We start from the raw sequence: 25968 nt of genomic DNA, 5'->3' as shown, positions 1-25968 counted from the left end.
GTGCTCGCAACCCCGGCTCGCTCCTCGCGCTCACCGGGCACCTCCGGCGATGACCTCGATGGACGCGCGGCGCTCCGGCCGCACGGTGGCGGCGGCGACGCGGACCTGCTCCTCGGTGACCTCGCCGACCAGCCGGGGCAGCTCGTTGAGCAGCCCGGGCTCGCCGCGCTGCTGTTCCAGCACGGCCATCCGCAGCGCCCGGCCGAGCACCGCGTCGGTCTCCCGCAGCAGGTGGGTGGCCATCCGGGCCTGGGTGCGTTCCAGCTCGCCCGCTGTGAGCCCGTCGGTGGCCAGCCGGTCCAGCTCCTCGTCGATGGTGCGCAGCACCTTGTCCACGTCCCCGCCGGGCGGCAGGTGGGCCTGGAGCAGCAGCGCGGTGGGGTCGCGCACGTCGAACGGGTCGCCCATGAAGCCGAGGTAGCCACCGAGGCTGGTGACCGACCGGTCGCGCTGGACCAGCCGCTCGACCAGCCGGGACGCGTCGCCGTCGGTGAGCACCTCGGCCAGCACCACGTACGGCAGGTAGCCGGCGAAGTCGGTCACCGGGTCGGGCACCCGCCAGGCTCCGGCCACCGCCGGCAGCGGCGCCAGCTTGTCGGTGTACGACGTGCGCCGCTCGGCGGTCAGGTCCGGCTCGGCGAAGTCCGGACGCTTCGGCGCGGGCCGGGCCGGCACGTCACCGAAGTGCCGCGTGATCAGCTCGGTCGCCTCGGCCACGTCCACGTCACCGCTGACCGCGAGGACGGCGTTGCCGCTGGCGTAGTAGCGGCGGAAGAAGTCGGCCGCGTCGGCGACGGTGGCCGACTCCAGGTCGTCGAAGGAGCCGTACCCGTCGTGCGCGTTGGGGAAGGTGTCGAACATGACCGGGGGCAGGGTCAGCCAGGGAAACCCGCCGTACGGCCGGTTGAGCACGTTGACCCGGATCTCCTCCTTGACCACGTCGACCTGGTTGCGCAGGTTCTCCTCGGTGAGCCGGGGGCCGCGCATCCGGTCGGCCTCCAGGAACAGCGCGCGTTCCAGCGCATTGCTCGGCAGGGTCTCGAAGTAGTCGGTGTAGTCCAGGTGGGTGGAGCCGTTGAAGGTGCCCCCGGCGCCCTGGACGTGCCGGAAGTGGGCCAGCTTCTCGAGGTTCTCCGAGCCCTGGAACATCAGGTGCTCGAAGAGGTGGGCGAAGCCGGTGCGTCCCTCCGGTTCGGAGCGGATGCCGACGTCGTAGACCACCGCCACCCCGATCACCGGGGCGCTGCGGTCGGGGGTGAGCACCACCCGCAGGCCGTTGTCGAGGGTGAACCGCTCGACCGGGTACTTCGTCGCTGGAATCTTCGCTCTGCGCGTCGGCACGAGATCGACCCTAGCGCGTCGGCACCCCGCGTACCCGGCTCCTCCGGGCAGCGGTGGGCGGCGTGCCCGGCGGAATCCGCTGACGGCCCGCAGGGTGGGGTCAGAGGTGACCGGACCGGCCTCCGAAACTCCTCCGAACAGGTGGGAATTGCCGAGAATTCCGGGACGGGCCATCCCGGATGGTGAACCGGTCTTGACGCCGCCCGCACCGTGCCCCAGTCTTCCTACCAACTAAGTAGGAATACTGCGGATTGGACAACGATGAGACGGCTCCCCTTCCGTCGGCTGGTCTCCCTCGCCACCCTCGCCGTCGTCGGCGTGGCCGCCCTGGGCAGCACCGCCGCGTGCGGCGACGACACCGACGCCGCCGGCAAGTCCGGCCCGGTGACGCTGCGCCTCGGCTACTTCCCCAACATCACCCACGCGCCGGCGGTGGTCGGCGTCGAGAAGGGGATCTTCAAGGAGAAGCTGGGCAGCGACGTCACGCTGGAGACGAAGACCTTCAACGCCGGCCCGGCCGCCGTGGAGGCGATCTTCTCCGGCGCGCTGGACGCCACGTACATCGGTCCGAACCCGACCGTGAACGCCTTCTCCAAGTCCAAGGGCCAGGCGGTCCGGGTCATCTCCGGCGCCGCCTCCGGCGGCGTGGCCCTGGTGGTCAAGCCGGAGATCACCACGGTGGAGCAGCTGCGCGGCAAGAAGATCGCCACCCCGCAGCTCGGCAACACCCAGGACGTGGCGCTGCGCTACTGGCTCAAGGAGAAGGGCCTCAAGACCACCAAGGAGGGCGGCGGCGACGTCAAGATCGTCCCGCAGGAGAACGCGCAGACGGTGGAGACCTTCACCAGCGGCGCGATCGACGGCGCCTGGGTGCCCGAGCCGTTCGTCTCGCGCCTGGTCAACGCCGGCGGCAAGGTCCTGGTCGACGAGCGCGACCTCTGGCCGGACAAGAAGTTCGTCATCACCAACCTGATCGTCAGCACCAAGTTCCTCAAGGCCCACCCGGACGTGGTGAAGAAGCTGGTCGAGGGGCAGGTTGCGGCGAACGAGTTCGTCAACACCAAGCCGGACGAGGCGCAGCAGGCCATCTCCGACCACATCGCCAAGATCACCGGCAAGCCGCTGGACGTCAAGTTGATCAAGCAGGCGTGGCCGACCCTGGAGTTCACCAACGACCCCATCGCGGGCTCGCTGAAGACCGGCCTGGACCACGCCGTCGCCGTCGAGCTGACCCAGCCGGTCGACCTCGACGGCCTCTACGACCTGAAGTTCCTCAACGAGGTCCTGAAGGCCGGGGGCAAGCCCGAGGTCAGCCAGCCGTGACCTCGACCACGACGACCCCCCGCAGCGCTACCGGCTCGGTCGCGCTGCGGGGCGTGACCAAGGTGTACGGCCAGGGCGAAAACGCCGTCCTGGCCCTGGACGGAGTGTCGCTGGACGTCGCTCCCGGTGAGTTCGTCTGCCTGGTCGGCGCCTCCGGCTGCGGCAAGAGCACGCTGCTCAACCTGGTCGCCGGCCTGGACCGGTCCAGCGGCGGGCAGATCGACCTCGGTGACGGGGTCAACCCGGGCCTGATGTTCCAGGAACCGGCGCTCTTCCCGTGGCTGACCGTCGAGGCCAACGTCGAGGTGCCGCTGAAGCTGCGCGGGCTGCCCCGGGCCGAGCGCCGGGAGAAGGTCGCCGAGCTGCTGCGTACCGTCCACCTGGCCGAGTTCGGCCGCAAGCGGCCGCACCAGCTCTCCGGCGGCATGCGGCAGCGGGTGGCGCTGGCCCGCACCCTCGCCCTGGACACCCCGGTGCTGCTGATGGACGAGCCGTTCGGCGCGCTCGACGCGATGACCCGGGACATCCTCCACGACGAACTGGAGCGGATCTGGTCCGAGCGCCGGCTCACCGTGCTCTTCGTGACCCACAACGTCCGCGAGGCGGCCCGCCTCGCGGACCGGATCATCCTGCTCTCCAGCCGGCCCGGCCGGATCATCTACTCCACCCGGGTCGACGTGCCCCGGCCCCGACGGATCGACTCCCCGGAGATCGCGAACATCGCCGCCGAGGTCACCGACCGGCTGCGTACGGAGGTGGGCCGCCATGGCCAGTGACACGCTCGCCGCGACCCCGCGTACCGACGCGGAGATCTCCGGCCTGGACGCGCTGGAGATCGCGGGCCGAGAGAGGCCCGGCTCGCGGGCCCGGCGTTTCTGGTCGGCCACCTGGCCAAAGCTGGCCGCGCTGGCGCTGGTGATCGGCATCTGGCAGGTCGTGTTCTGGACCGGCTGGAAGGACCCGTGGGCCCTGCCCGCACCGGGTACCGTCTTCGCCGACCTCGGCCGATACCTGGGCAGCGCCGCACTCTGGGAGGGCCTGGCCACCACCGGCCGGCGGGCCGCCGTCGGCTTCGCCGCCGCGGTCGCGGTCGGGCTGGTGCTCGGCCTCGGCGTGGCCCGGGTGAAGGTGCTCCGGGCCGCGCTCGGCTCGATGATCACCGCGTTGCAGACCATGCCGTCGATCGCCTGGTTCCCGCTCGCCATCGTGCTCTTCCAGCTCACCGAGCAGGCGATCTTCTTCGTGGTGGTGCTCGGCGCGGCCCCGTCCGTCGCCAACGGCGTCATCCACGGCGTGGACTACGTGCCGCCGCTGCTGATCCGGGCCGGCCGCAACATGGGCGCCCGGGGGCTCAACCTTTACCGGTACGTCATCGCGCCCGCCGCGCTGCCCGCCATCGTGGCCGGGCTCAAGCAGGGCTGGGCGTTCGCCTGGCGCAGCCTGATGGCCGGCGAGCTGCTGGTGGTCATCGCCGAGCGCACCTCCATCGGCGCGCAGCTCACCTACGCCCGGGACTTCTCCGACTCGCCCCGGCTGATGGCCATCATGATCGTCATTCTGGTGGTGGGCCTGGTGGTGGACGCCGCGTTCGGCGCCGCCGACAAGGCGATCCGGCGTCGCTGGGGCGTGCTGGACCAGGCCGGCAACTGAGCCCGTGTACGTCTCCGCGAGAGCCGACTACGCGCTCCGGGCCATGCTCGCCGTCGCCGACGCCGCCGGGTCCACCGGCGACGGCGGGTCCGGCGGCGGCGAGCTGGTCAAGGCGGCGAGCCTGGCCGAACGCCAGGACATCCCACTCAGCTTTCTCCAGGGCATCCTGCTGGACCTGCGCCGGGCCGGGTTGCTGCACAGCCACCGCGGCACCGAGGGCGGGTACGCCCTGACCCGCGCGGCGGACGAGATCAGTGTGGGTGACGTCCTGCGCGCGGTCGGTGGCTCGCTGACCAGCGTGCGCGGCCTGCCGACGGACCGCGCCGGCTATCACGGGGTGGCCACCGGGCTGCGGGACGTCTGGCTGGCGGTGGACGGAGCAATCGCCCTGGTGGTCGACCGGACCACCCTGGCCGATTTACTGGTGGACGGCGCCACGACGCGCTGACCCGCCGGTACGCGCCGCACCAATACTCAGCTCGCGGTCGGTCCACCCGGCTGCCCGATCGTGCTGTGCGTCTCGACCAGCCCGGCCCGGGCAGCCTGGTCCGAGGTCGGGTACCAGTGGCCGAACGCCGCGACCACCGCGAGCACCAGGCCCGCCCCCGCAACCGCGACGACCAGCAGCAGCTCGCGCAGCGCCCCCGAGCCGGTCTCGCTCGCCATGGTCACCCCTCCCGCGCCCGGCCACCCGGCCCGACCTCTTCCCCCCGATGCCAGCCTGGGCGAGATCGGCGCGGCGGACAGTCGCCCATCGGACGCAACGCTCGCTGATCCCCGACTCAACGGTGGGCGCGGTGGTGGATCTTGGGGCGGACGGCCCTCGGACAGGCCGGTCCCTGCCACCCTCAAACGAAACCGGTCCGCCCGGTGGAACCGGGCGGACCGGGAAGAAAGCGGGGCGGTGGCGTCAGGCGGTGCGGGGCCGCTGGGGGCGACGACGGCGGCCGGAGGCCCGGTGTGCCGGGCGCGGGCCGGAGCCCTCGGCGTCGCCGGCCGGACGACCACCGTCGGCGGACCGCCCAGCCTCGCCGGCGACCCGACGACCACTGTCGGCCATGCGGGCACCGTCACCGCCGGCGCCGCGCCGACCCCGGCCCGACCCGCCACGCGGCGCGGCCGCCGGCGGGGGCACGGTGATCGTCACCGCCACGCCGGACGGCTCGCGTGCACCGGTGACCCGGGCCAGCGCCTCGTCGCCGAGGCGCACCTGGGTCAACTGCGGCTTGATCCCGGCCACGGTCATCAGCCGGGACACGTCCCGACGCTGCTCCGGCAGGACCAGGGTGACGACGGTGCCGGACTCGCCCGCCCGGGCGGTACGACCACCGCGGTGCAGGTAGTCCTTCGCCTCGGTCGGCGGGTCCACGTTGACCACCATGTCCAGGCCGTCGACGTGGATGCCACGGGCCGCCACGTCGGTCGCCACCAGGGCGGTGACCTGGCCGGTACGGAACTGCTCCAGGATCCGGGTGCGCTGGGGCTGAGACTTGCCGCCGTGCAGGGCGGCCGCGCGTACCCCCTTGGAGAGCAGCTGACGGGCCAGCCGGTCGGCGCGGTGCTTGGTCCCCATGAACAGGATGGTGCGGCCATGGCGGGCGGCGATCTGGGTGAGCGCGGCAGGCTTGTCCGCCGCCTCGACGTGCAGCACGTGATGCGTCATCGCGGTCACCGTGGCGGTGCCCGGGTCGACCGAGTGCGACACCGGGTTGCTCAGGAAGCGCCGGACCAGCCGGTCCACGCCGCCGTCCAGGGTGGCGGAGAAGAGCATCCGCTGCCCGTCCGGGGCGACCTGCTCGAGCAGCTTGGTGACCTGGGGCAGGAAGCCCATGTCGGCCATCTGGTCGGCCTCGTCGAGCACGGTGATGGCGACCTCGCCGAGACGGGCGTCACCCCGGTTGATCAGGTCGTGCAGCCGGCCGGGGGTGGCCACGACCACCTCGGCGCCGGCCCGCAGCGCGTCCGCCTGCCGCTGCAGGGACAGGCCGCCCACCACGGTGGCGCAGCGCAGCCCGAGGGCGCGGGCGTACGGGGCGAGGGCGGTGGTGACCTGCTGGGCCAGCTCCCGGGTCGGCACCAGCACGAGCGCGAGCGGACGGCCGGGGCGGGCCCGGCGGCCGGCGGTGCGGTGCAGCAGCGCCAGCCCGAAAGCGAGCGTCTTGCCGGAGCCGGTACGGCCCCGGCCGAGCACGTCCCGACCGGCGAGCGAGTCCGGCAGGGTCGCCGACTGGATCGGGAACGGCTCGATGATGCCCTGCGTCGTCAGCTCGGTGAGCAGCGCGGGCGCGAGCCCGGTGGCGGCGAAGGTGGGAATGGTCATGGTCATGCACAAATGCCTTCCTCGACGCGGCACGTGTCGAGGGAGGGCGCCGCAGAGCGGCGCTGTCGCCGGCGGAGACCGCCACGACTCACAAGCACGAACCGATGGGGTACGGGCCGGCCCGCCGCAGCGCGCCACCCGCCGGAGCGGGGGCGGCGCGGCGGGCCGGTCCCGTCACCGCGCCGGAGACGGCGCGATGGATGGTGCTGGGTTGATCCGAAGATCAGAGCGGGCGGATGTTCTCCGCCTGCGGGCCCTTCTGGCCCTGGGTCACCTCGAACTCGACCCGCTGGTTCTCGTCCAGGCTCCGGTAGCCGGAGGACTGGATCGCCGAGAAGTGGGCGAAGACGTCGGCGCCGCCGCCGTCCGGGGTGATGAAGCCGAAGCCCTTGTCAGCGTTGAACCACTTGACGGTGCCAATAGCCATGTGTTCTGTCTCCTTGACGGAACGTCGAACCCGCACTTGTTGCGGACTCGAAGAGGAGCGCTCCGCGCGGGAATGCGCGAATCGCCTGTCGCTGCTGGTCGCCCCGCCCGGAGAACTCCGGACACAACAAAGAGCGCCTGGGGCCACAATCCGCCAGGCGCACACAGAGTCTCTGGAAACCAAAACTGCAACGCGCCTAACCTACCACGGATCTTCCAACGACGGGAGGTCCGGCTAAATTTCCGGTACTCCGGCGATCAGCGCGGTCAACCCGTCCGCGTCGAGCAGGTCGGCCGGGCGGATGGTGACCCCGTCCCGGACGTAGTGGAACGCGGCGCCGACCCGCTCGACCGGCACGCCGGCCAGCTCGGCCCAGGCCAGCCGGTAGACGGCCAGCTGCACCGCCGCCACCTCGGCCTCCCGCCCGGTGGGCTGCCGGCCCGTCTTCCAGTCGACCACGTCGAACCGGCCACCCGGCCGGGCGAAGACGGCGTCCATCCGGCCCCGCACCACCACCCCGGCGAGCACCGTGGCGAACGGCACCTCCACCTCCTGGGGTACCCGGTCGGCCCACTCGCTGGCCAGGAAGCGCTCCTGCAACTCGGTGAGCGCCTCGTCGGGGGCGGCGTCCTCGTCGGCGGCGCCGGGCAGCTCGTCCACGTCGAGCAGCCGGTCGGCGCCGAAGCGCTGCTCCAGCCAGGTGTGGAAGGCGGTGCCCCGGCGGGCGTACGGGTTGGGCTCGGTGGGCATCGGGCGGCGCAGGGCGCGCGCCAGGGCCGCCGGGTCGCGGCGCAGCGCCACCAGCTGGGTCACCGACAGGTGCCCGGGCAGCTCCACCTCGACCGCCTCGGACCACCGCAGCAGCTCGGCGCGCTCGGCGAGGAGCAGGTCCGCCTCCCGCCGCCACCGCGCCACGTCCGGGTCGCCGGCGGTGGGATCCTCGGGCCGGGCCGGCTCGGGGTCGGCCAGGAACCGCCGGACCAGGGCGGCGGCGTCGGCCAGCGCCGGCCGGCGGGCGCCGAGCGGGTCGGCCGGCCACTCCGCGCGGAGCACCACCTCGGTGGTCGGGTTGACGGCGTCGCCCGGCGGTTCCGGCGCCCACTCGTCGACCAGGTGCCCGGCCGCGCCGTCCAGGCAGGCGTCGTGCACCTCCCGGAGGAAGACCGACGGCCCGCGGAACCGCTTGGTCCCCTCCCCCCACCAGTACCCGGAGCAGAGCAGCAGCCGCCGGGGCCGGGTCACCGCCACGTACGCCAGCCGGCGCTCCTCCCGCTCGTCGTGCGCCCGCCAGGCGTCGGTGAAGTCCTCCACCGCCCGGGCCACCCCGCGCTGGTCCTGGGCGGCGGCCAGGCCCAGCTCGGGCAGCCCGTCGGCGTCACCGCGCAGCGGGAAGGGCAGCACGCCCAGACCGCCCAGCCAGTGGTCGGAGTTGCGCACCGGCCCCGGCCAGCCGCCCCGGGTCAGGCCGGCGACCGCCACCACGTCCCACTCGAGGCCCTTGGCCGCGTGCGCGGTGAGGATCTGCACCGCCCCCACCACCACCTCGACCTCGCCGGGGGCGAGCCCGCGCTCCTCGTCCTCGGCGGCGGCGAGGAAGGACAGGAAGCCGGCCAGGGTCGCGCCCGGCGTCTCCCCGCTGAACCGGGCGGCCACGTCACCGAGGGCGTCCAGGTGGCCGCGGGCCAGGCCGGCGTCACCGGTGCCGTCCCGGCCGGCCCGCACGGCCACCTCCACGTCCAGGCCGATGGTCCGCTCGATGTCCGCGATCAGCTCCGGCAGGGTCTGGTCCAGCCGGTAACGCAGCAGGGCCAGTTCCATCCCGTACGCCCGCAGCCGCGCGTACCCCTCCGCCGAGTACGCCTGCGCCGGTCCCAGGTCGGCCAGCGCCTCGACCAGCGTGGCCTCGTCGAGCGCGTCCACGGTGATCTCCGGCCCGTCGTCGCCGGTGAGCTCGCGGCGGGACCGGACGATGGCCCGGGCCCGGCGGTGCAGGGCGACCAGGTCGCGCGGGCCGATCCGCCAGCGCGCGCCGGTGAGCAGCCGCAGCAGCGCCGCCCCGTCGGTCGGGTCGGCGAGCACCCGGAGCGTGCAGACCACGTCCCGCACCTCGGGGGTGTCCAGCAGCCCACCCAGCCCGACCACCTCGACCGGCAGGCCCCGGGCGCGCAGCGCGGACTCGATGGCCGGGATCTGGCTGCGCAGCCGGACCAGCACGGCGGTGGTGGGTCGCTGGGGCACCGGGATGTGCTCGGGCAGCGCAGCCGGCATCCGGGCCGCCCCGCGCCAGGCGGCGAGGACGCTGTCGGCGATCCACTCGGCCTCGTCGGCGTACGTGTGCAGCAGCGCGCAGTGCACGGTGCCGCCGGCCGCGCCGCGCGGGCTGCGGTGCGGGATCGGCTCGGCGACGCTGAGCGCGGCGCGCAGCTCCGGCACCTGTGCGCCGGCGGCCCGCAGCGGGGTGGCCAGCGCGTTGGCCACGCCGAGGATCTCGGGCCGGTTGCGCCAGCTCGTGGTCAGGCTCAGCACCTCGGCCGGGGTGCCGTCGGCGCGGGCGAACTCGCCGGGAAAGCGGTCCAGGGTGCCGGCGCTGGCCCCCCGCCAGCCGTAGATCGACTGGCAGGGGTCGCCAACCGCGGTGACCGGGTGGCCGCCACCGAAGAGCGCGTTGAGCAGCACCACCTGGGCGTGGCTGGTGTCCTGGTACTCGTCGAGCAGCACCACCCGGAACCGGTCCCGCTCGATCACCCCGACGCCGGGGTGGTCGCGGGCCACCCGGGCCGCCCGGGCGAGCTGGTCGGCGAAGTCCATCGCCTCGAAGTCGTCCTTGCGGCGGGCGTACGCCCGGACCAGCGGGAGCAGCTTCAGCCGGGTCTGCTGGAGTCGCAGCGCCTTCCGCACGTCGGCGTAGACCCGGCCGGGGCGGGCCTGCACGTCGGCGAAGAACCGGCCGGTCCAGGCGGCGAGGGTGTCCGGGTCGACCAGGTGCTCGTCCAGCTCGCCGGCCAGCGCCAGGACCGCGTCGGTGATCGTGCTGGGCATTCGCTCCACGTCGGACATGTCGCCGTCGTAGTTGCGCACCAGCAGGTCGACGAGCTGCCAGCGGGATGCCTCGGTGAGCAGCCGGGTGGTGGGCTCGTACCCGGCGCGCAGCCCGTGCTCGGTGACGATCCGGCCGGCGTACGAGTGGTAGGTGGAGACGGTCGGCTCGCCCGCGAGGGGGTCCTCGTGCGGGTCCCGGCCCTGCCGGCCGACGCGACGGATGAGCTGGTCGAGCCGGGTACGCACCCGGTGCGCCAGCTCGCCGGCGGCCTTGCGGGTGAAGGTCAGGCCGAGGATCTGCTCCGGCCGGACGTACGAGTTGGCGACCAGCCAGACCACCCGGGCGGCCATCGTCTCGGTCTTGCCGGAGCCGGCGCCCGCGACCACCAGCAGCGGCTCCACCGGCGCGGCGATGATCGCCGCCTGCTCCCGGGTGGGCGCGGGCAGGCGGAGCAGCTTCGCCAGCTCCACCGGGGTGTACCGGGGACCGGAGTCGGCCGCCCGGGGCGCCGGGGTGGCGGCGCTGAACAGGGTCGGCTGGGTCACGATGCCGTCCTCGTTCGCGACTGCGGGGCTCGCAAGCTCACTCCTCGCGCTCACCGGGTGTCCGGAGGACGGGTGGTCGGCGGCTCGACGACCTGGCGCCCCTGGCCGGACACCGGGCAGCTCGTGCGCACCGGGCAGACCCGGCACTTCGAGTTGGCGACCGCGGCGAAGGTGGCGGCCGCCATCGTATCGGCGGTACGCCGGACCAGCGCGGTCGCCCAACCGGCCTCGGGGCCCTCCCCGGCCGCGGCCTGGGCCTGCTCCTTGGCCTCCTTCGCCCCGGTGCCGAGCTGCACCAGCGCCGCCCCACCCGACTCCTCGCCGAACTCGGCGAACGCCCCCGCCTCCACCGCCGCCTGGTACGCCCCGAGCTGCGGATGCTCGGCGACCTCCCGCTCGGTGACCGCCGTCGACTTGCCGGTCTTCAGGTCGATCACCACGAGCCGGCCGTCGGCGTCGACCTCCAGCCGGTCCACCCGACCGGTCAGCTCGACCGGGCGCTGCGGGTCGTCGAGGCGGACCGCGAACTCGTGCTCGATGGCGAGCAGCCGGCGCGGGTTGCCGGCGAGCCAGCGGAGGAGCTTGTCCACCATGGCCTCGGCGCGGGACCGTTCCGGACCGACCATCCAACGGGCGGCCAGCTCGATCGCGTCGAACCGGGCGGCGACGTACTCCAGCAGGGCGGTGCGGTCGGCGCTGGCGTCCTCGGCGAGCATCGCGGCGGCGTGCACCAGGTTGCCCACCCCCTGCGCGGCGCTCGCCGGGCCGCTGCCGCCGTGTCGTTCCAGCAGCCAGCGCAGGCTGCACCGCAGCGCGCTCTCCATCCCGGACGGGGTGACCCGGACCGGTTCGCCCTCGTCGACCAGCGGCCGGTCGTCGGAGAGGCCGCGCAGCCCCCACCAGTCGTCGGGGTGGGCGCCGGGCACCCCGGCGGTGGCCAGCCGGGCCAGCTCGCCCGCCGCCGCGTGCCGCCGGGCGGGCGGGGCGGCCGGGTCGGTGACCGCGGTACGCAGCTCCGCCACCAGCGCGGAGAGGGTGAGCCCGCGCGGCGGCAGGGTGACCGGCAGGGCGCCCGGCGGCCCGTCCTGTGGGTCCTCGTCGCCGGTCGGCACCGGCCCGTCCGACGTCCCGGGCACCGCCAGCGCGGCACCGTCGCCCGGCCGGCCCCGCCGCGCGGCCCGGCCGGCCGGATCCGCCGCCGTGGCCCCCGCGGTGCCGCCGGTCGAGGACGCGCCGTGGGCCGGTTCGGGTGCGCCGGGACCGGCCGGGCGCGGCGACGGATCCGGCCCGGCGGGGACCGCACCACCGCCGCCGACCGAGGGCGGCTCGGTGACGGCCAGCTCGTGCAGGAAGCGGCTGGGCTGCTCCTCGTGGTCGTCACCGCCGACGGCGGCCGAGGCGACCGCGGTGACCAGCAGCCGGTGCCGGGCCCGGCTGACCGCGACGTGGAAGAGCCGGCGCTCCTCGTCCAGCAGCGCCGAGGTCTGCCCGACCAGGCTGGCCCGGGTGCCGGCGCCGTCCGCCCGGCCGGCCAGCACGTCGACCAGCCGCTCGGAGCCGAGCAGGCTGCCGCGCAGCCGCAGGTCCGGCCAGACCCCCTCCTGCACCCCGGCGACCGCGACCAGATCCCATTCCAGGCCCTTGGCGGCGTGCGCGGTGAGCAGCCGGACCGCGTCGCCCCGGTCGGCGCTGGCGGCCAGGGTGTCGGCCGGCAGGTCCTGCCCGAGCACGTGGTCGAGGAAGACCTCGGTGCGCGCGCCGGGCAGCCGGTCGGTGAACCGGGCCGCCGCGTCGAAGAGCACCAGCACGGCGTCGAGGTCCCGGTCGGCGGCCTCGGCCCGCCAGCGCTGGGCGGTCTCGTGCTCCCCGGTGGCAGCCCGCCCGCGGGTGATCGCCCCGGTCCAGCGTTCGGCCAGGCCGCTGTCCCGCCAGACCGCCCAGAGCACGTTCTCCGCGGTGGCGCCGGGGGCGGCCGCGGCCTGCCGGGCGGTCTCCAGCAGGGCCGCCACCGCCTGCGCGGGCGCCGCCCAGCGCCGGTCGATCGCGGCGAGCTCGGCCGGGTCGCGCAGCGCCTCCACGATCAGCTCGCCGGAGGGCCGCCGGTCGCCGCCGGCCAGCGCGAGCGCGCGCAACCCCTGGCGCAGCCGCCGCTCGGCGAGTGGGTCGGCGCCGCCGAGCGGCGAGTGCAGCAGGGCGACCGCCGCCTCCTCGTCCAGCCGCTCCGGTTCCAGGGCGCAGCGGAGCAGGAGCAGCAGCGGCGCCACCCCGGGCTGCAGGTGCAGCGGCAGGTCCTCGCCGTGCACGACGGTCGGCACGCCGGCGGTGTGCAGGGCGCGGCGCAGCGACGGCAGCTGCCGGCCGGTCGAGCGGACCAGCACCGCCATCCGGGACCAGGGCACCCCGTCGAGCAGGTGCGCCTCGCGCAGGGCGTGCGCCAGCCAGGCCGACTCGCTGGTGGCCGACCGGAACGTGCGGACCTCGACGGCGCCGGGCGGCGCGTCGGCCAGCGGGCGGAGCCGGCGGTGCGCCGCCGGGCCGCGCAGCCGCCGGCCCACTCGGGCGGTCGCCGCGAGCAGCGCGGGACCGGCCCGGTACGAGGTGGTGAGCAGGACCTGCGCGGCCGGCGCACCGGAGGCGGTGCGGAACCGGTGCGGGAAGGTGGCCACTCCGGCCGGGTCGGCGCCGCGGAAGGCGTACGTGGACGAATCCGGGTCGGCGAACGCGACCAGGGACTTACCGCCGCCGGCGAGCACGGCGAGCAGGTCGAGCTGGGCGGGGTCGGTGTCGGCGAGCTCGTCGACGTAGACGTGGGCCAGCCGGCGGCGCTCGGCCGCCAGCAGCTCCGGATCGTCGAGCAGCATCCCGGTGGCGGCCCGGACCAGTTCGGCCGGGTCGTACGCCACCGAGCCGCGGTTGCTGACGTCGCGCAGGGCGAGGACGGCGACGTACTCCCGGAGGAAGCGCGCGGCGGCGGGCCAGTCCGCGCGGCCCAGCTTCTCCCCGAGCCGGGCCAGCTCGACCGGGCCGACGCCGCGCTCGGCGGCGCGCATCAGCAGGTCGCGGAGCTGGGCGGCGAAGGCCCGGGTGCGCAGGGCCGGGCGCAGGTCCTCCGGCCAGCCGACCTGGTCGTCCCCGGGCTCCTCGCCGACCACGTCCAGCAGCTCGCGGATGATCAGATCCTGCTCGGGGCCGGTGAGCAGCCGGGGTGAGGGCTCGCCCCGCTCGGCGGCGGCCCGGCGGAGCAGGCCGAACGCGTACGCGGGGAAGGTCCGCACCAGCGGCTCGCGGACCACCCGGTGGCCGTCCCCGGCGATCCGCGCCTCGATCCGGTGCCGCAGGTCATTGGCGCCGCGCCGGCCGAAGGTGAGCACCAGGACGCGTTCCGGATCGACCCCCTCGGCCACCCGGGCGGCGACCGCCTCGATCAGGGTGCTGGTCTTGCCGGTGCCCGGACCCCCGACGACCAGCATCGGCCCGTCGGTGTGCGCCACCACCTCGGCCTGCGCCGGGTCGGCCAGCCGGGTCGCCGGGTGCGCGTCATCACCCGCCGCCCCCTCGGGCCGGCGGGCCGCCGCGGTCGTCCCCTCGGACCGACCGTCCCCCCGCGCCACCCCGCCGGACCGCCCGTCCCCCGGGGCGGCCTCGGCAGGCCGACGCACCAGCCGGTACGCCTGCATCAGCTCATCCCACCACGCCCGTACGACACCTCCCGCGCCACCACCTCACCCTCGCGCCCCAGCCCACGTTGATCATGAAGTTGTCACCACGACACGCCGAAATCGACAGCAACAACTTCATGATCGGCGGGGTGGGCGGGGGTGGGCGTCAGGTGAGGCGGGATTCGAGGGCGTCCAGGGCGGCGGGGACGGAGTCGACCACGGTGAGCAGGTCGAGGCCGGCGGGTTTGAGGAAGTTCCGGTCGGCCAGGCTGCGCAGCCAGTCGACCAGCGGCCGGTAGAAACCGTCGGAGTCGACCAACACCATCGGCTTGGTGTGCATGGCCAGCGTGGCGGTGGTCCAGACCTCGAACAGCTCGTCCAGGGTGCCGAGGCCGCCCGGCAGGGTGAGGAACGCGTCCGACTTCTCGATCATCAGCGTCTTGCGGCTGGCCATGCCGTCGGTGACCAGCAGCTCGTCGGAGGCCAGGTCGGCGACCTCCAGGTCGACCAGGGCCTGCGGGATCACGCCGAGGGTCGGCCCCCCGGCGGCCCGCGCCCCGTCCGCCAGCGCGCCCATCATCCCGACGCAGCCACCACCGCTGACCACGGTGTGCCCGCGCCGGGCCAGCTCCGCACCGGTCTCGGCCGCCAGGTCCAGCCAGCGCCGGTCGAGGGTGCGGGAGGACGCGCAGAACACGCAGATGGCGGCCATCCGCTCAGCCCTTCCCGCCCTCGTCGGCGGCGGCACGCTGATCCGCCTCGGTGCGCGCGACCGACTCCCCCCGGATCGCCTCCTGTTCGGCGGAGAGCACCGCCTCGGCCTCCACGATGTGCCGGACCGCCGCGTTGACGTCGTCGGTCAAGCAGATCAGCTCCAGGTCGGCCGGCCCGATCTTGCCCTCGGCGGCCATGCTTTCGCGCAGCCAGTCGAGCAGGCCGCGCCAGTAGTCCGCGCCCATCAGCACCACCGGGAAGCGGGTGACCTTGCCGGTCTGCACCAGGGTGAGCGCCTCGAACAGCTCGTCCATGGTGCCGAAGCCCCCGGGGAGCACGACGAACGCCTGCGCGTACTTGACGAACATGGTCTTGCGGGCGAAGAAGTAACGGAAGTCGATGGCGAGGTCGACCCACTCGTTGATCCCCTGCTCGAACGGGAGCTCGATGCCGAGCCCGACGGAGAGCCCGCCGGCCTCGCTCGCGCCCCGGTTGGCCGCCTCCATCACGCCTGGGCCGCCGCCGGTGATCACCGCGTACCCGGCGCGGGCCAGGGCGGCGCCCAGTTCCTCAGCCAGCCGGCACTCCGGGCTCTCCGGCATGCTCCGGGCCGAGCCGAAGACGCTCACCGCGGGCGGCAGGTCGGCCAGCGTGTCGAAGCCCTCGACGAACTCCGACAGGATGCGCAGCGCCCGCCAGGCGTCCTTGGTCTTCCAGTCGCCGCGCCCGCGCGAGTCCAGCAGCCGCTGGTCGGCGGTGCTGGTGGGGATGGCGCCGCGGCGCAGGGTGACGGCGCCCCGGTGCCGCTCGCGCCCCCGGTCCGGGGCGGGCTGCTGCCGCCCGTTGCTCTGGCTCATGGGAGCCACCGTAGTGGAGCGTGGGCCGCTGGGTGTGCGGGCCGGCGAGCCGGGGAAATAGTTCGCGATCTTGGGCAACTAATTCTGTCGCTCGTACGTCTTACTATTCACATACCGGGTATGCCCCGGCGCGCGCCTTCGGGGGAGGAGCAAGCGTGATCAGCAACAGCGAGATGATTCGGATCCGCCGTCAGATGCAGCGGCGGATCCGGGACGTGGTGGCCGAGCGTCGCCGCACCCGCCAGTTGGAAGCCCACGACCTCACCGGTGAGCCGGCCGAGTCCCGCCCCGCGCCGGACCAGTCCCTCACCCCGGCCGGCTGACCGGTCGACACACGTTGATCAAGAGGTTTGCGTCACCCGGACCGGGATCCGGTGACGCAAACCTCTTGATCGTTTTCAACGGCGGTCAGGCCGAAGCCAGCCAGCGGTGCAGGGTGGCGGCGCCGTCGCGGATCTTGGTGAGCTCGACGTGCTCGTCCTTGTGGTGGGCCAGGTTGGGGTCGCCGGGGCCGAAGTTCAGCGCCGGGATGCCCATCGCCGCGAACCGGGCCACGTCCGTCCAGCCCAGTTTGCCGATCGGGGCCGCACCCACCGCGGCCAGGAACTCCTGCGCCGGCGGTGCGTCCAGGCCGGGGGCCGCCCCCGCCGCCGCGTCGGTCACCTCGAGGTCGAAGCCGGCGAAGACCTCCCGCAGGTGCGCCTCGGCGGCCGCCGGGTCGCGGTCCGGGGCGTACCGGTAGTTGATCTCGATCTCGCACCGGTCCGGGATCACGTTGCCGGCCACGCCGCCGGTGATCCGGACCGCGTTCAGGCCCTCCCGGTAGTCGCAGCCGTCGATGGTGACCCGCCGCGCCTCGTACGACCGCAGCCGGTCCAGCACCCCGCCCGCGCCGTGGATGGCGTTCACCCCGTGCCAGGAGCGCGCCGCGTGCGCCCGCTCGCCGTGGGTGGTGACGATCGCCCGCATGGTGCCCTGGCAACCGGCCTCCACGATGCCGTACGTCGGCTCGAGCAGCACCGCGAAGTCGGCCTGCAGCCACTCCGGGTGCGCCTGGCCGACGAGGGTGAGGCCGTTGTACTTCGACTCGATCTCCTCGGCCTCGTAGAAGAAGTACGTCACGTCGTAGCGCGGGTCCGGCAGGGTCACCGCGAGGTGCAGCGCGAACGCGACCCCGGACTTCATGTCCGAGGTGCCGCAGCCGTACATCAGGTCGCCGCGCATGGTGGAGGGGAAGTTGTCGTTCAGCGGGACGGTGTCCAGGTGGCCGGCGAGCACCACCCGCGTAGCCCGGCCCAGGTCGGTACGCGCCATCACCGTGTTGCCGTGCCGGAAGGTGGTCAGGTGCGGCACGCCCCGCAGCACCTCCTCGACGCAGTCGGCGATGGCCTTCTCGTTGAGGGAGACGGACTCTATGTCGACCAGGGCACGGGTGAGCGCCACCGGATCAGCCAAGACCTCGGGGGTCAACGGGTTCTCCATGCTGGGCACGGTACCGTCAAAATCGTGACCAACGCACAGTCTGCCTGGGGCATCGGCCTCGCCACGATCACCGCTGACGACCAGGTGCTGGACACCTGGTACCCGACCGGCAAGCTGGGCCTCGGCGAGCTGCCGCTGGTCCCCGGGGAGGATCAGGCCGACGTGCTCGACCTGCCGCCGGGGGCGGTCGGCGAGCGGGCGCTGCCCGGTCTGCGTACGGTCCAGGTGGTCACCGTGATCGGCTCGCTCGACGACCCGATCAAGGACGCCGCCGACGCGTACCTCCGGTTGCACCTGCTCTCCCACCGCCTGGTGCGGCCCAACGAGCTCAACCTGGACGGCATCTTCGGCAAGCTGGCCAACGTGGCCTGGACCTCGGCCGGACCGTGCCCGCCGGAGCGGGTGGACGAGCTGCGGGTGATCGAGCGGGCCGCCGGCCGCCACCTGGCCGTGTACGGGGTGGACAAGTTCCCCCGGATGACCGACTACGTGGTCCCCGCCGGGGTGCGGATCGCCGACGCGGACCGGGTCCGGCTCGGCGCGCACCTGGCCGCCGGCACCACCGTGATGCACGAGGGCTTCGTCAACTTCAACGCCGGCACCCTGGGCACCTCGATGGTCGAGGGGCGGATCGTGCAGGGCGTGCTGGTCGGCGACGGCTCCGACATCGGCGGCGGGGCGTCCATCATGGGCACCCTGTCCGGTGGCGGCACGGAGAAGGTGCGCATCGGCGAGCGGAGCCTGATCGGGGCGAACGCCGGCGTCGGCATCTCGCTCGGCGACGACTGCGTGGTCGAGGCCGGCTGCTACATCACCGCCGCCTCGAAGATCACGCTGCGGGACGGCCGGGTGGTCAAGGCCCGCGAGCTGTCCGGCGTCGGCGGGCTGCTCTTCTGGCGCAACTCGGTGACCGGCGCGCTGGAGGCGAAGCAGCGCAGCGGCCGGGGCATCGAGCTGAACGCCGCCCTGCACGCCAACGACTGACCGGGGCCGGGGGGAAATCGCGGATCGACCGGGCATGATCGTCCGGTGAGCTCCATGAGGGAACGCATGCTCGCCGGCGAGGCGTACCTTGCCGACGACCCCGAGATCACCGCCGACCTGGACCGCGCCGCCCGGCGGACCGAACGCTTCAACGCCACCACCGCCGACGACCCCGACGGCCGCCTCGCGGCGCTGCGGGAGCTGCTCGGCTCGCTCGGCGAGGGTGTCTGGGTCCGGCCGCCCCTCCACTGCGACTACGGCTGGCAGACGCACATCGGCCCGCGCAGCTTCGTCAACTTCAACGCGGTCTTCCTCGACGTCGCCCGGATCACCATCGGCGCCGACGTCCAGATCGGGCCGAACGTCCAACTCCTCACTGCCACCCACCCCGTCGAGGCGGAGCCGCGCCGGGCCAGGTGGGAGGCGGCCGAGCCGATCACCATCGGGGACAACGTCTGGCTCGGCGGCGGCGTCATCGTGCTCGCCGGCGTCACCATCGGCGCGAACACGGTGGTCGGCGCGGGTGCCGTCGTGACGAGGGACCTGCCGGCCAACGCGGTCGCCCTCGGTAACCCCGCCCGGGTGGTACGCACCCTCGAATAGCCGCCTGAGCTGCCGAAACAATGTGCCCGTCCGCGACCCCGAGGCGCTGCACCCCAGCGCCGGCGAGGTCGCCGACCCGCCGATCCGCAATCACAGCGGCTACCCGGGGGCGTCGGAGTTCGACCGGGAGCGGACCCGGGTCGCCTGGCTGCTCCGCCGGACGGTGCCGTCACGCCGGCGGGGGCTCGGCTAGGCGTACCACCAGGTCGGCGTGGTCGGCGGTCGGACAGACCAGGGCGGCGTTGGCCTCGTCGCTGCCCTGCGCCCAGTCCCGCGCCTGCTCCGGCGACTTGCCGTACGCCTCGTGCCGGGCGGTCAGCCGGCGCAGCCGCAGCTCCGCGTCCAGGTCGAGGAACCAGATCTCGTGCAGCAGCGTCCGCACCTCCTCCCACGGCTCGTCCCGCACCAGGAGATAGTTGCCCTCGGTCACCACGAGCCGGACCTCGGGCGGCACCTCGATCGCCCCGGCGACCGGCTCCTCCAGGTCCCGCCGGAACGCGGGCGCCCAGACCGACGTCGGCTCCAGCCGCCGCAGCCGGCGCAGCACCGAGACGAACCCGTTGGCATCGAAGGTGTCCGGTGCGCCCTTGCGGTCCGCCCGACCGAGCCGGACCAGCTCCGACTGGGCGAGGTGGAAACCGTCCATCGGCACCAGCCGGGCGGCCGGGCCGACCGCCGCGACGATCCGCTCGGCCAGGGTCGACTTCCCCGCCCCGGGCGCGCCGGCGATGCCCAGCAACTGCCGCGGGCCGGCGCCGGCCAGGGCGCGCGCTCGGGTCGCCAGCTCGTCGAAGGACAGCACCCGCGCCACGGGCATCAGCCGAGCACCGGCTCGCTGATGGTGAACCGCGCCTCGACCGCGGCCTGCACGGTCTGCGGACGCGGATCGAGCTCCAGCTCCGGCGCGGCACCCGCCGGCCCGCCGGCGCCCTTGCCGAACGCGGCGCGGCGGGCCATCTTCGGCTGCCCACCCGTCCCGGTGTCGGCCAGCTCCAGCAGCGCGGTCACCCGGGCGCCGAGCGCCTCCGCGTACTCCCCGGCGCGGGCCAGCGCGTCGGCGATCGCGGCGTGCCGGGCCTCCCGGTACGCGGGGCTGTCCGGCCGCAGCGACCACCACGGGCCGGCCACCTCGACCTGGTCCTGGTCGGCCAGGCGCAGCATCAGCTCGCCGAGTGCGGTGAAGTCGGTGACGGTGACGGTGGTGCCGACGCTGCCGTGGTACGCCACCACCCGCTCGCCGGACCGCTTCGTCTCGGGCCAGACCCGCAGCTGACCGGTCTCCCGGTGCGCGATCGCCGGGCCGGCCGAGTCGAGCAGCACCCGCACCGCGGCGGCCCGCTCGGCCAGCCGGGTCAGCGTCGTCTCCCGGTCCCGGTCCCGGGCGGTCGCGGTCACCGTGAACTCGGCCAGCTCGGGGGCGACCTCCCGGTACGCCTCGCCGCGTACCGCCACGACCGGTGCGTCCGCCATGCCCTCACCCTAACCGCGCGCCCACCCGCGTGCGGGGGTGCGGGTCGCGGTTCAGCCGGGCGACGCCGGCAGGTGGCCGGTGTAGACGACAGCGCCGGCCTCGACCCGGCACTGCGTCAGGTGCCCCCCGGCCGCGCCCAGCTCCCGCAGGTACGCCAGTTCCCCGGCGTGGTCGACGACGGCCGGGAACTCCCGCCGGTGGGCGGCGAAGGTACGACCCCGCACCGCGGCGCGGGCCGTCCGACCCTCGTCGAGCAGGGCGGTCAGGGCCGCCCGGTCACCGGCCCGCACCGCGTCGGCCAGTTCGTCGAGGACGGCGCGGACCGCCTCCAGCCCGGCCAGCGCCGGCCCGCGGTTGGCCAGCAGCATGTTCGCGGTCCGCTCGGCCGGGCCGCCGGCCACCCGGGTGCCGTCGGTGAAGCTGCCGGCGGCGAGGGCGAGCACCGCCTCGCGCAGCGCGGACCGCTGCACCGCCCCGGCCAGCGCCCCGGCCAGCAGGTGCGGCACGTGCGAGGAGAGGGCCGCGACCACGTCGTGCTCCGGCGCGGACAGGGGCACCACGCGGGCCCCGAAGACGTCGATGACCAGCGCGGCGAGCCGCCGGAACGCGGCCATTCCCGACCCGGTCGGGCAGAGCACCCAGGCCGCGCCGTCCAGCAGCACCGGGGTGGCGGCGGTGAGACCGGCCCGGTCGGCGCCGGCCATCGGATGACCGGGGACGAACCGGTGCCCCAGCCCCTGCGCGGTCGCGGCGGCGGCCACCGCCGCCTTGGTGCTGCCCACGTCGGTGAGGACGCAGTGCTCGTCGGTGGCGCCGGCCACCCGGGCCAGCGTCTCCGGCAGGCTGGGCAGCGGACCGCAGAGGAACACCACGTCCCGGCCGGCGACCGCCTCCTCCAGGGTGTCCGGAGCGGCGACGCCCTGCTCGTGGGCGTAGTCGCGGGTGGCCGGGTCCGGGTCCCAGCCGGTGACGTCGAGCCCGGCGGCACGCAGCCGCAGCAGCACCGACCCGCCGATCAGCCCCGTGCCGACCACCGCCGCGGTCCGCTCGGCGACGACCGGGCGGCCGTCGGTCACCCCGTCGGTCATCGCGCGGCCCCGGCGTCAGGCGCGCAGTCGGCCGGCGACCGCCGCGACGTGCTCGTCGGACTCGGTCAGCGCCACCCGCACGTGCCGGGAACCGGCCGGGCCGTAGAACACCCCGGCGGCGACCAGGATGCCCCGCCGGGCCAGCCAGTCGACCGTCTCCCAGCAGTCCTCGTCGCGGGTCAGCCAGAGGTAGAGCCCGGCCTCGGAGTGCTCGACCGTGAAGCCAGCGCCGGTGAACGCGGCGTGCAGCTGCGCGCGGCGGGCCCGGTAGCGCTCCCGCTGCGCGTCGGCGTGCGTCTCGTCGCTCAGCGCCGCCACCATTGCCGCCTGGACCGGCGCGGGCACGATCATGCCGGCGTGTTTACGGATCTTGAGCAGCTCGGCCACCAGCGCCGGGTCGCCGGCCACGAAGCCGGCCCGGTAGCCGGCCAGGTTGGAGCGCTTGGAGAGCGAATGCACCGCCAGCACCCCGTCGTACGAGCCGCCGCACACCTCGGGCGAGAGCACGGAGACGGGCTCGGCGTCCCAGCCCAGCGGCAGGTAGCACTCGTCGCTGGCGACCACCGCGCCGCGCTCCCGGGCCCAGTCCACCACCTTGCGCAGGTGGCGGGCGGGCAGCACCCGCCCGGTCGGGTTGCCGGGCGAGTTCACCCAGACCAGACGGACCCGCGAGGTGGGACCCACCGCGGTCAGCGAGTCGGTGCGCACGGTGGTGGCGCCGACCAGCCGCGCCCCGTCGGAGTACGTCGGGTAGGCGACGGACGGCACCACGACCACGTCACCGGGACCGACCCCGAGCAGCGTGGGCAGCCAGGCGACCAGTTCCTTGGAGCCGATCGTGGGCAGCACACCGAGGCCGTCGACGCCCGCGCCGCAGGCGCGGGCCACCCAAGCCGCGATGGCGTCCCGTAGCGCGGGGGTGCCCGCGGTCAGCGGGTAGCCCGGGGCGTTCGACGCGTCGGCGAGCGCCTGCCGGATCACCGGGGGCACCGGGTCGACCGGCGTCCCCATGGAGAGGTTGATCAGACCGTCCGGGTGCGCCGCGGCCGTCGCGGCTGCGGCGTCCAGGGTGTCCCAGGTGAAGTCGGGCAGCCGCGCCGAGACCGGCGCGGGCCGGTTCAGTGGCCCTCTCCGCGCGGCGGCTGAGCCGCGACGAACGTCGCGTCCTTCTCCACCTTGCCGATCTTGGAGGCGCCACCCGGCGAGCCGAGGTCCTCGAAGAACTCGTAGTTCGCCCCGGTGTAGTCCTTCCACTGCTCCGGAACGTCGTCCTCGTAGAAGATCGCTTCGACCGGGCAGACCGGCTCACAGGCACCACAGTCGACGCACTCGTCGGGGTGGATGTAGAGCATCCGATTGCCCTCGTAAATGCAGTCGACCGGGCATTCCTCGATGCATGCCTTGTCGAGCACATCCACGCACGGCTCGGCGATGATGTAGGTCACCGGTCTTCTCCTCCGCAAGACTCGTCGCGATCACCCGCGACGGTAAGAGCCTAGTATCTCGCCGGGGAGGGGGTCGATCGTGCTCCGACAGCAGGATGTGGGACACCGGATCGTGGTCCGGCGAATTGTGGGGATTCGCGAAGGCCGGCCGCTATTCTCCGACGCCCTCGGGGAGCTGGTCGAGCTGAGCGAGACCCACATCACGCTGGCCACCACCCAGGGCCGGCTCCGGGTGCCGGTGGGCGAGGTGCACCGGGCCAAGCGGGTGCCGCCGGCCCGACGGCCGACGGCCGCCGCGGTGGTCGCCCTGGAACTGGCCGCCGACGAGGCCTGGCCCGCCCCGGTCCGCGGCCGGCTCGGCGACTGGCTGCTGCGCAGCGCCGCCGGCTGGACCGGCCGGGCGAACTCGGCGCTTCCGGTGGGCGACCCGGACCGCCCGCTGTCCGCCGCCCTGGACGCCGTGGTGCGGTGGTACGCCGAGCGGGGCCAGCCGGCCATGGTCAACACCCCGCTGCCGCTCGCCGCCCCGGTCGGCGCGGAGCTGGACGCGCGCGGCTGGGGCGCCCGGCCGCCGGTGCTGGTGCAGACCGTCGCGCTCGCCGCGCTGTCGCCGGCCGCGCCGGCCCGCGCCGGCCTGCCACCGGTGGAGCTGGCCGCCGCGCCGTCGGACGACTGGCTGGCCGTCGCCGCCGGCCGCAAGGGTGGCCTGCCGGACGCCGCGCGGCACGTGCTCACCGCCGTGGACCGGGTCCGGTTCGCCCAGGTGTACGCCGACGGCACGCTGGTCGCCGTCGGCCGGGGCACGGTCACCGGGCAGGGGCGATGGCTCGGCCTCACCCTGGTCGAGGTGCTGCCGGCGGCCCGCCGGCAGGGGCTGGCCGGCCGGGTGATCCGGTCCCTGGTCGACTGGGGTACGGCGCAGGGGGCCAGCCACGCCTTCCTCCAGGTGGAGCAGCGCAACACCCCGGCGGTGGCCCTCTACCAGCGGCTGGGCTTCACCACCCACCACACCTACCTCACCCGGGTCGCCCCGCACTGAGCCGCGGGTTCTGGGGCCGGGCCGGTGGCGGGGTCAGCGGCGGACGACGCGGCGGGGCTTGGCGGCCTTGAGCTGGGCGTAGCGCTTGAGCTGCTGGGAGCGGTGATCCCGGCCGAGCGCGGTGAGGATCAGGTAGCCGACCAGCACCCCGGCGCCGGCGGCGGCCAGGTAGAGCCAGATCTGGGCGAAGAAGAGCCCGGCGCCGCCGCCGAACGGGTTCTCCCCCACCAGCAGCGGGGCGACGAACACGGTCAGCGCCAGCGCCAGCACCACCGCGACGGCGAGGTCACCGGCCCAGTGGGAGACCGGACGGTCGCGGCCCCACCGGAACGCCACCGCGGCGAGGACCAGCCCGATCACCACGAACATCACCAGCGACACCCGGTCGGCGGCGCCGTCGTCGCCCTCGAAGCCGAACCTGATGACCAGCCGGGCCGCCACGTTCACCGCGAACAGCGCCCCCGTGAGCGCACCGACCGCGCCCCACCGCTCCCTCATCGCACGCCTCCCGCCGTACCGCCCGCCCCCGCGCGGGCGGGACTCCCTGGCAGGAATATCTACCACCGCGAGCTGGGTGGCGTCATCAGCCGTCGCGTCGGACCGGTGGCGGCGCGAGGACCTGCCGGAAGCCCATCACGGCGAAGGTCATCGCGCCGGCGACGATCATCGCCAGGCCGACCCAGTTGTCGCCGGAGACGAGCAGGTCCCCCTCGGTGGTCCGGAGCGACGCCACCGCCATCACCGCGAACCACGGCACGGCGGGCAGCGCCACCGCCCACCGGGTACCGACCGCCTCGTGGGCGAACCAGCTCAGCGCGATCCCGGCGCCGATCGCCACCAGCGCCGACACGCCGATCAGCTGACCCCCGATCCGGACGGTGGCCAGCAGCAGCTCCAGCACCGCCGAGAGCACCCCGGCCAGCACGGCGACCACGCCGCCGGCGACGCGCAGCGCCAGGTCGAGCGCCGGCCGCGGGCGGGCGGGCGGCGTGGCGGGCTCCTGCTCGGGTACGACCGACATCGGCGCGGCCGGCAGGGTCACCGGAGGCCGGCCGCCGCGACCGGGGACCGGTCCGGCCCGTCCAGCGCCAGGCCCGCGAAGAGGTCGTCCTCCCAGCCGTACGGGCCGTTGCCCGGGCCCTTCTCGCCGACCGCGAGGGTGAAGTACTCCACCCCCATGAACTCCGCGCCGAAGTTGCCGGCGATGGAGTAGAGCCAGGAGGTGGCCGGAATCTGGGTGGCGTGCGCCCGCATCGCCGCCTCCTTGGCGGCGTGCTGCTCGGTGGCGTCGATCCGCGCCGCGATCTCCGGGTCGGGGGTACCGAAGGGCAGCTCGTCGGCGCTTTCGATGCCGGCGAAAGGGTTGTCCGACGAGTCGACGAAGTGGTCCAGGCCGGCCGCCAGCACGCTGCGCGGCATGGCCGTCCAGTAGACCTTGGCCGGGGCGACGCCCTCGACGGCGGCCAGCTCGACGGCGCGCATCGCCACCCGGTGCGCCTGGATGTGGTCCGGGTGCCCGTAGAAGCCGTTGGGGTCGTACGTGATCATGACCTGGGGGCGTACCTCCCGCATGATCTCCACCAGGTGCCCGGCGGCCTCGTCGGGGTCGGCCTGCCAGAAGGCGCGGGGGTGCTCGTTGGTGGCGAGGCCCATCATGCCGGAGTCGCGGTAGCGGCCGGCGCCGCCGAGGAAGCGGTGGTCGGTGACGCCGAGCGCGGCGCACGCGGCGGCCAGCTCGCCGATCCGGTACCCACCGAGCTGGTCGGCCTCCGCCGCCGCGAGCTGGGTCAGCTCCGGCACGTGGATCTCGCCCTCCTCGCCCAGCGTGCAGGTCACCAGGGTGACCTGGGCGCCGGACGCGGCGTAGTGCGCCATCGTGGAACCGGTGCCGATGGACTCGTCGTCGGGGTGCGCGTGGACCAGCAGCAGGCGTCGGTCGGGCAGCGTCGTCACGATCGTCACTCTAACCGGCGGTCGTCC

25 protein-coding genes and 2 pseudogenes are annotated in these 25968 nt (G+C 74.5%); 9 read left to right on the top strand and 18 right to left on the bottom strand.

Annotation, left to right across the window (positions count from 1 at the left end; all coding sequences use genetic code 11):
* Positions 1–30: 30 nt before the first annotated feature.
* The gene (locus tag I8N68_RS01590; protein WP_200206648.1) at positions 31–1341 is read right to left on the bottom strand and encodes a M16 family metallopeptidase; all 1311 of its coding nucleotides are present in this window, start codon (positions 1339–1341) and stop codon (positions 31–33) included.
* A 261-nt stretch (positions 1342–1602) separates the two neighbouring features.
* Here I8N68_RS01590 and I8N68_RS01585 point away from each other — a divergent pair, with 261 nt between their 5' ends.
* Genes I8N68_RS01585 through I8N68_RS01570 form a run of 4 tightly spaced genes read left to right on the top strand, consistent with a single transcriptional unit; the run spans position 1603 to position 4762 of the window.
* A complete protein-coding gene (locus tag I8N68_RS01585) occupies positions 1603–2664 on the top strand; it encodes an ABC transporter substrate-binding protein (RefSeq protein ID WP_200206647.1) in 1062 nt (353 codons plus the stop codon).
* The gene (locus I8N68_RS01580) at positions 2661–3440 is read left to right on the top strand and encodes an ABC transporter ATP-binding protein (RefSeq protein ID WP_200206644.1); all 780 of its coding nucleotides are present in this window, start codon (positions 2661–2663) and stop codon (positions 3438–3440) included. Before I8N68_RS01585 ends, I8N68_RS01580 begins: the two co-directional genes overlap by 4 nt.
* The gene (locus I8N68_RS01575; RefSeq protein WP_200206642.1) at positions 3430–4314 is read left to right on the top strand and encodes an ABC transporter permease; all 885 of its coding nucleotides are present in this window, start codon (positions 3430–3432) and stop codon (positions 4312–4314) included. The genes I8N68_RS01580 and I8N68_RS01575 overlap by 11 nt, the downstream gene beginning before the upstream one ends.
* A 4-nt stretch (positions 4315–4318) precedes the next feature.
* Positions 4319–4762 (top strand): RrF2 family transcriptional regulator, encoded by a 444-nt coding sequence (locus I8N68_RS01570; RefSeq protein WP_200206640.1) that lies wholly within the window; start codon positions 4319–4321, stop codon positions 4760–4762.
* Between the two features lie 26 nt (positions 4763–4788).
* Here I8N68_RS01570 and I8N68_RS01565 read toward each other — a convergent pair whose 3' ends face one another.
* The 7 genes from I8N68_RS01565 to I8N68_RS01535 form a co-directional block, all read right to left on the bottom strand.
* Positions 4789–4980: a hypothetical protein gene (locus I8N68_RS01565; RefSeq protein ID WP_200206638.1), complete on the bottom strand. Its 192-nt coding sequence runs from the start codon at positions 4978–4980 to the stop codon at positions 4789–4791.
* Positions 4981–5224: 244 nt separating this feature from the next.
* A complete protein-coding gene (locus tag I8N68_RS01560) occupies positions 5225–6640 on the bottom strand; it encodes a DEAD/DEAH box helicase (RefSeq protein ID WP_200206636.1) in 1416 nt (471 codons plus the stop codon).
* A gap of 217 nt (positions 6641–6857) precedes the next feature.
* On the bottom strand, positions 6858–7061 hold the full coding sequence (gene cspE / locus I8N68_RS01555) for a transcription antiterminator/RNA stability regulator CspE (RefSeq protein ID WP_007464836.1): 204 nt from the start codon (positions 7059–7061) through the stop codon (positions 6858–6860).
* 234 nt (positions 7062–7295) lie between these two features.
* Positions 7296–10646: an ATP-dependent helicase gene (locus tag I8N68_RS01550; protein ID WP_200206634.1), complete on the bottom strand. Its 3351-nt coding sequence runs from the start codon at positions 10644–10646 to the stop codon at positions 7296–7298.
* Positions 10647–10696: 50 nt separating this feature from the next.
* Positions 10697–14323 carry an ATP-dependent helicase gene (locus tag I8N68_RS01545; RefSeq protein WP_200206632.1) on the bottom strand — a complete coding sequence of 1209 codons (3627 nt, stop codon included), beginning with the start codon at positions 14321–14323 and terminating at the stop codon, positions 10697–10699.
* 148 nt (positions 14324–14471) lie between these two features.
* Entirely contained in the window at positions 14472–15017 is a 546-nt protein-coding gene (locus tag I8N68_RS01540; RefSeq protein ID WP_200206630.1) for an LOG family protein, read from the bottom strand.
* Between the two features lie 4 nt (positions 15018–15021).
* Positions 15022–15876, bottom strand: a complete 855-nt coding sequence (locus I8N68_RS01535; RefSeq protein ID WP_200206628.1) for an LOG family protein — start codon at positions 15874–15876, stop codon at positions 15022–15024.
* 155 nt (positions 15877–16031) lie between these two features.
* Here I8N68_RS01535 and I8N68_RS01530 point away from each other — a divergent pair, with 155 nt between their 5' ends.
* Positions 16032–16199, top strand: coding sequence for a hypothetical protein (locus I8N68_RS01530; RefSeq protein WP_200206626.1), 168 nt, complete (start codon positions 16032–16034; stop codon positions 16197–16199).
* A gap of 85 nt (positions 16200–16284) precedes the next feature.
* Here the strand turns inward: I8N68_RS01530 and dapE are convergent, their stop codons facing one another.
* Positions 16285–17358 carry a succinyl-diaminopimelate desuccinylase gene (dapE, locus tag I8N68_RS01525; RefSeq protein ID WP_200206624.1) on the bottom strand — a complete coding sequence of 358 codons (1074 nt, stop codon included), beginning with the start codon at positions 17356–17358 and terminating at the stop codon, positions 16285–16287.
* A gap of 24 nt (positions 17359–17382) precedes the next feature.
* Here dapE and dapD point away from each other — a divergent pair, with 24 nt between their 5' ends.
* Genes dapD through I8N68_RS01510 form a run of 3 tightly spaced genes read left to right on the top strand, consistent with a single transcriptional unit; the run spans position 17383 to position 19138 of the window.
* Positions 17383–18342: a 2,3,4,5-tetrahydropyridine-2,6-dicarboxylate N-succinyltransferase gene (dapD, locus tag I8N68_RS01520; protein WP_200206622.1), complete on the top strand. Its 960-nt coding sequence runs from the start codon at positions 17383–17385 to the stop codon at positions 18340–18342.
* Between the two features lie 45 nt (positions 18343–18387).
* Entirely contained in the window at positions 18388–18945 is a 558-nt protein-coding gene (locus tag I8N68_RS01515; RefSeq protein ID WP_307812477.1) for a sugar O-acetyltransferase, read from the top strand.
* Between the two features lie 22 nt (positions 18946–18967).
* On the top strand, positions 18968–19138 hold the full coding sequence (locus I8N68_RS01510; protein WP_200206620.1) for a hypothetical protein: 171 nt from the start codon (positions 18968–18970) through the stop codon (positions 19136–19138).
* Here the strand turns inward: I8N68_RS01510 and I8N68_RS01505 are convergent.
* From I8N68_RS01505 to fdxA, 6 genes and pseudogenes are all read right to left on the bottom strand, one after another.
* On the bottom strand, positions 19115–19762 hold the full coding sequence (locus I8N68_RS01505; protein ID WP_200206619.1) for a nucleoside/nucleotide kinase family protein: 648 nt from the start codon (positions 19760–19762) through the stop codon (positions 19115–19117). The genes I8N68_RS01510 and I8N68_RS01505 overlap by 24 nt on opposite strands.
* Positions 19762–19848 (bottom strand): annotated as a pseudogene (locus I8N68_RS34145) (SIMPL domain-containing protein); the annotation flags it as partial. The gene I8N68_RS01505 and the pseudogene I8N68_RS34145, both read right to left, overlap by 1 nt.
* Positions 19849–20415 (bottom strand): annotated as a pseudogene (locus I8N68_RS01500) (SIMPL domain-containing protein); the annotation flags it as partial.
* Positions 20416–20466: 51 nt separating this feature from the next.
* Positions 20467–21504 (bottom strand): prephenate dehydrogenase, encoded by a 1038-nt coding sequence (locus I8N68_RS01495; protein WP_200206615.1) that lies wholly within the window; start codon positions 21502–21504, stop codon positions 20467–20469.
* 15 nt (positions 21505–21519) lie between these two features.
* On the bottom strand, positions 21520–22626 hold the full coding sequence (gene dapC / locus I8N68_RS01490) for a succinyldiaminopimelate transaminase (RefSeq protein WP_307812509.1): 1107 nt from the start codon (positions 22624–22626) through the stop codon (positions 21520–21522).
* Positions 22623–22949, bottom strand: a complete 327-nt coding sequence (gene fdxA, locus I8N68_RS01485) for a ferredoxin (RefSeq protein ID WP_007464872.1) — start codon at positions 22947–22949, stop codon at positions 22623–22625. Before fdxA ends, dapC begins: the two co-directional genes overlap by 4 nt.
* A gap of 79 nt (positions 22950–23028) precedes the next feature.
* On the opposite strand from fdxA, the gene I8N68_RS01480 reads away from it, so the two are divergent.
* Positions 23029–23988, top strand: coding sequence for a GNAT family N-acetyltransferase (locus tag I8N68_RS01480; protein WP_200206614.1), 960 nt, complete (start codon positions 23029–23031; stop codon positions 23986–23988).
* A gap of 33 nt (positions 23989–24021) precedes the next feature.
* Here I8N68_RS01480 and I8N68_RS01475 read toward each other — a convergent pair whose 3' ends face one another.
* From I8N68_RS01475 to mshB, 3 genes are all read right to left on the bottom strand, one after another.
* A complete protein-coding gene (locus I8N68_RS01475; RefSeq protein WP_200206613.1) occupies positions 24022–24486 on the bottom strand; it encodes a hypothetical protein in 465 nt (154 codons plus the stop codon).
* An 85-nt stretch (positions 24487–24571) separates the two neighbouring features.
* The gene (locus I8N68_RS01470; protein WP_200206612.1) at positions 24572–25009 is read right to left on the bottom strand and encodes a hypothetical protein; all 438 of its coding nucleotides are present in this window, start codon (positions 25007–25009) and stop codon (positions 24572–24574) included.
* 17 nt (positions 25010–25026) lie between these two features.
* On the bottom strand, positions 25027–25950 hold the full coding sequence (gene mshB, locus I8N68_RS01465) for an N-acetyl-1-D-myo-inositol-2-amino-2-deoxy-alpha-D-glucopyranoside deacetylase (protein WP_200206611.1): 924 nt from the start codon (positions 25948–25950) through the stop codon (positions 25027–25029).
* Between the last annotated feature and the right edge of the window lie 18 nt (positions 25951–25968).

The sequence above is a fragment of the Micromonospora coerulea genome, assembly GCF_016598485.1.
GTDB lineage: Bacteria > Actinomycetota > Actinomycetes > Mycobacteriales > Micromonosporaceae > Micromonospora > Micromonospora coerulea.
The sequence above is the reverse complement of the archived record's forward strand: the minus strand, read 5'-3'. Positions and strand labels throughout refer to the sequence as shown.

Bases quoted from the DNA above. Each gene is read 5' to 3' on its own strand.
- I8N68_RS01565 (WP_200206638.1), bottom strand. From the start codon at position 4,980: ATGGCGAGCGAGACCGGCTCGGGGGCGCTGCGCGAGCTGCTGCTGGTC.
- I8N68_RS01560 (WP_200206636.1), bottom strand. From the start codon at position 6,640: ATGACCATGACCATTCCCACCTTCGCCGCCACCGGGCTCGCGCCCGCG.
- I8N68_RS01535 (WP_200206628.1), bottom strand. From the start codon at position 15,876: ATGAGCCAGAGCAACGGGCGGCAGCAGCCCGCCCCGGACCGGGGGCGC.
- I8N68_RS01545 (WP_200206632.1), bottom strand. From the start codon at position 14,323: ATGCAGGCGTACCGGCTGGTGCGTCGGCCTGCCGAGGCCGCCCCGGGG.
- I8N68_RS01575 (WP_200206642.1), top strand. From the start codon at position 3,430: ATGGCCAGTGACACGCTCGCCGCGACCCCGCGTACCGACGCGGAGATC.
- I8N68_RS01505 (WP_200206619.1), bottom strand. From the start codon at position 19,762: ATGCCCGTGGCGCGGGTGCTGTCCTTCGACGAGCTGGCGACCCGAGCG.
- I8N68_RS01470 (WP_200206612.1), bottom strand. From the start codon at position 25,009: ATGTCGGTCGTACCCGAGCAGGAGCCCGCCACGCCGCCCGCCCGCCCG.
- cspE (WP_007464836.1), bottom strand. From the start codon at position 7,061: ATGGCTATTGGCACCGTCAAGTGGTTCAACGCTGACAAGGGCTTCGGC.
- I8N68_RS01495 (WP_200206615.1), bottom strand. From the start codon at position 21,504: ATGACCGACGGGGTGACCGACGGCCGCCCGGTCGTCGCCGAGCGGACC.
- dapE (WP_200206624.1), bottom strand. From the start codon at position 17,358: ATGGAGAACCCGTTGACCCCCGAGGTCTTGGCTGATCCGGTGGCGCTC.
- I8N68_RS01540 (WP_200206630.1), bottom strand. From the start codon at position 15,017: ATGGCCGCCATCTGCGTGTTCTGCGCGTCCTCCCGCACCCTCGACCGG.
- I8N68_RS01475 (WP_200206613.1), bottom strand. From the start codon at position 24,486: ATGAGGGAGCGGTGGGGCGCGGTCGGTGCGCTCACGGGGGCGCTGTTC.
- I8N68_RS01585 (WP_200206647.1), top strand. From the start codon at position 1,603: ATGAGACGGCTCCCCTTCCGTCGGCTGGTCTCCCTCGCCACCCTCGCC.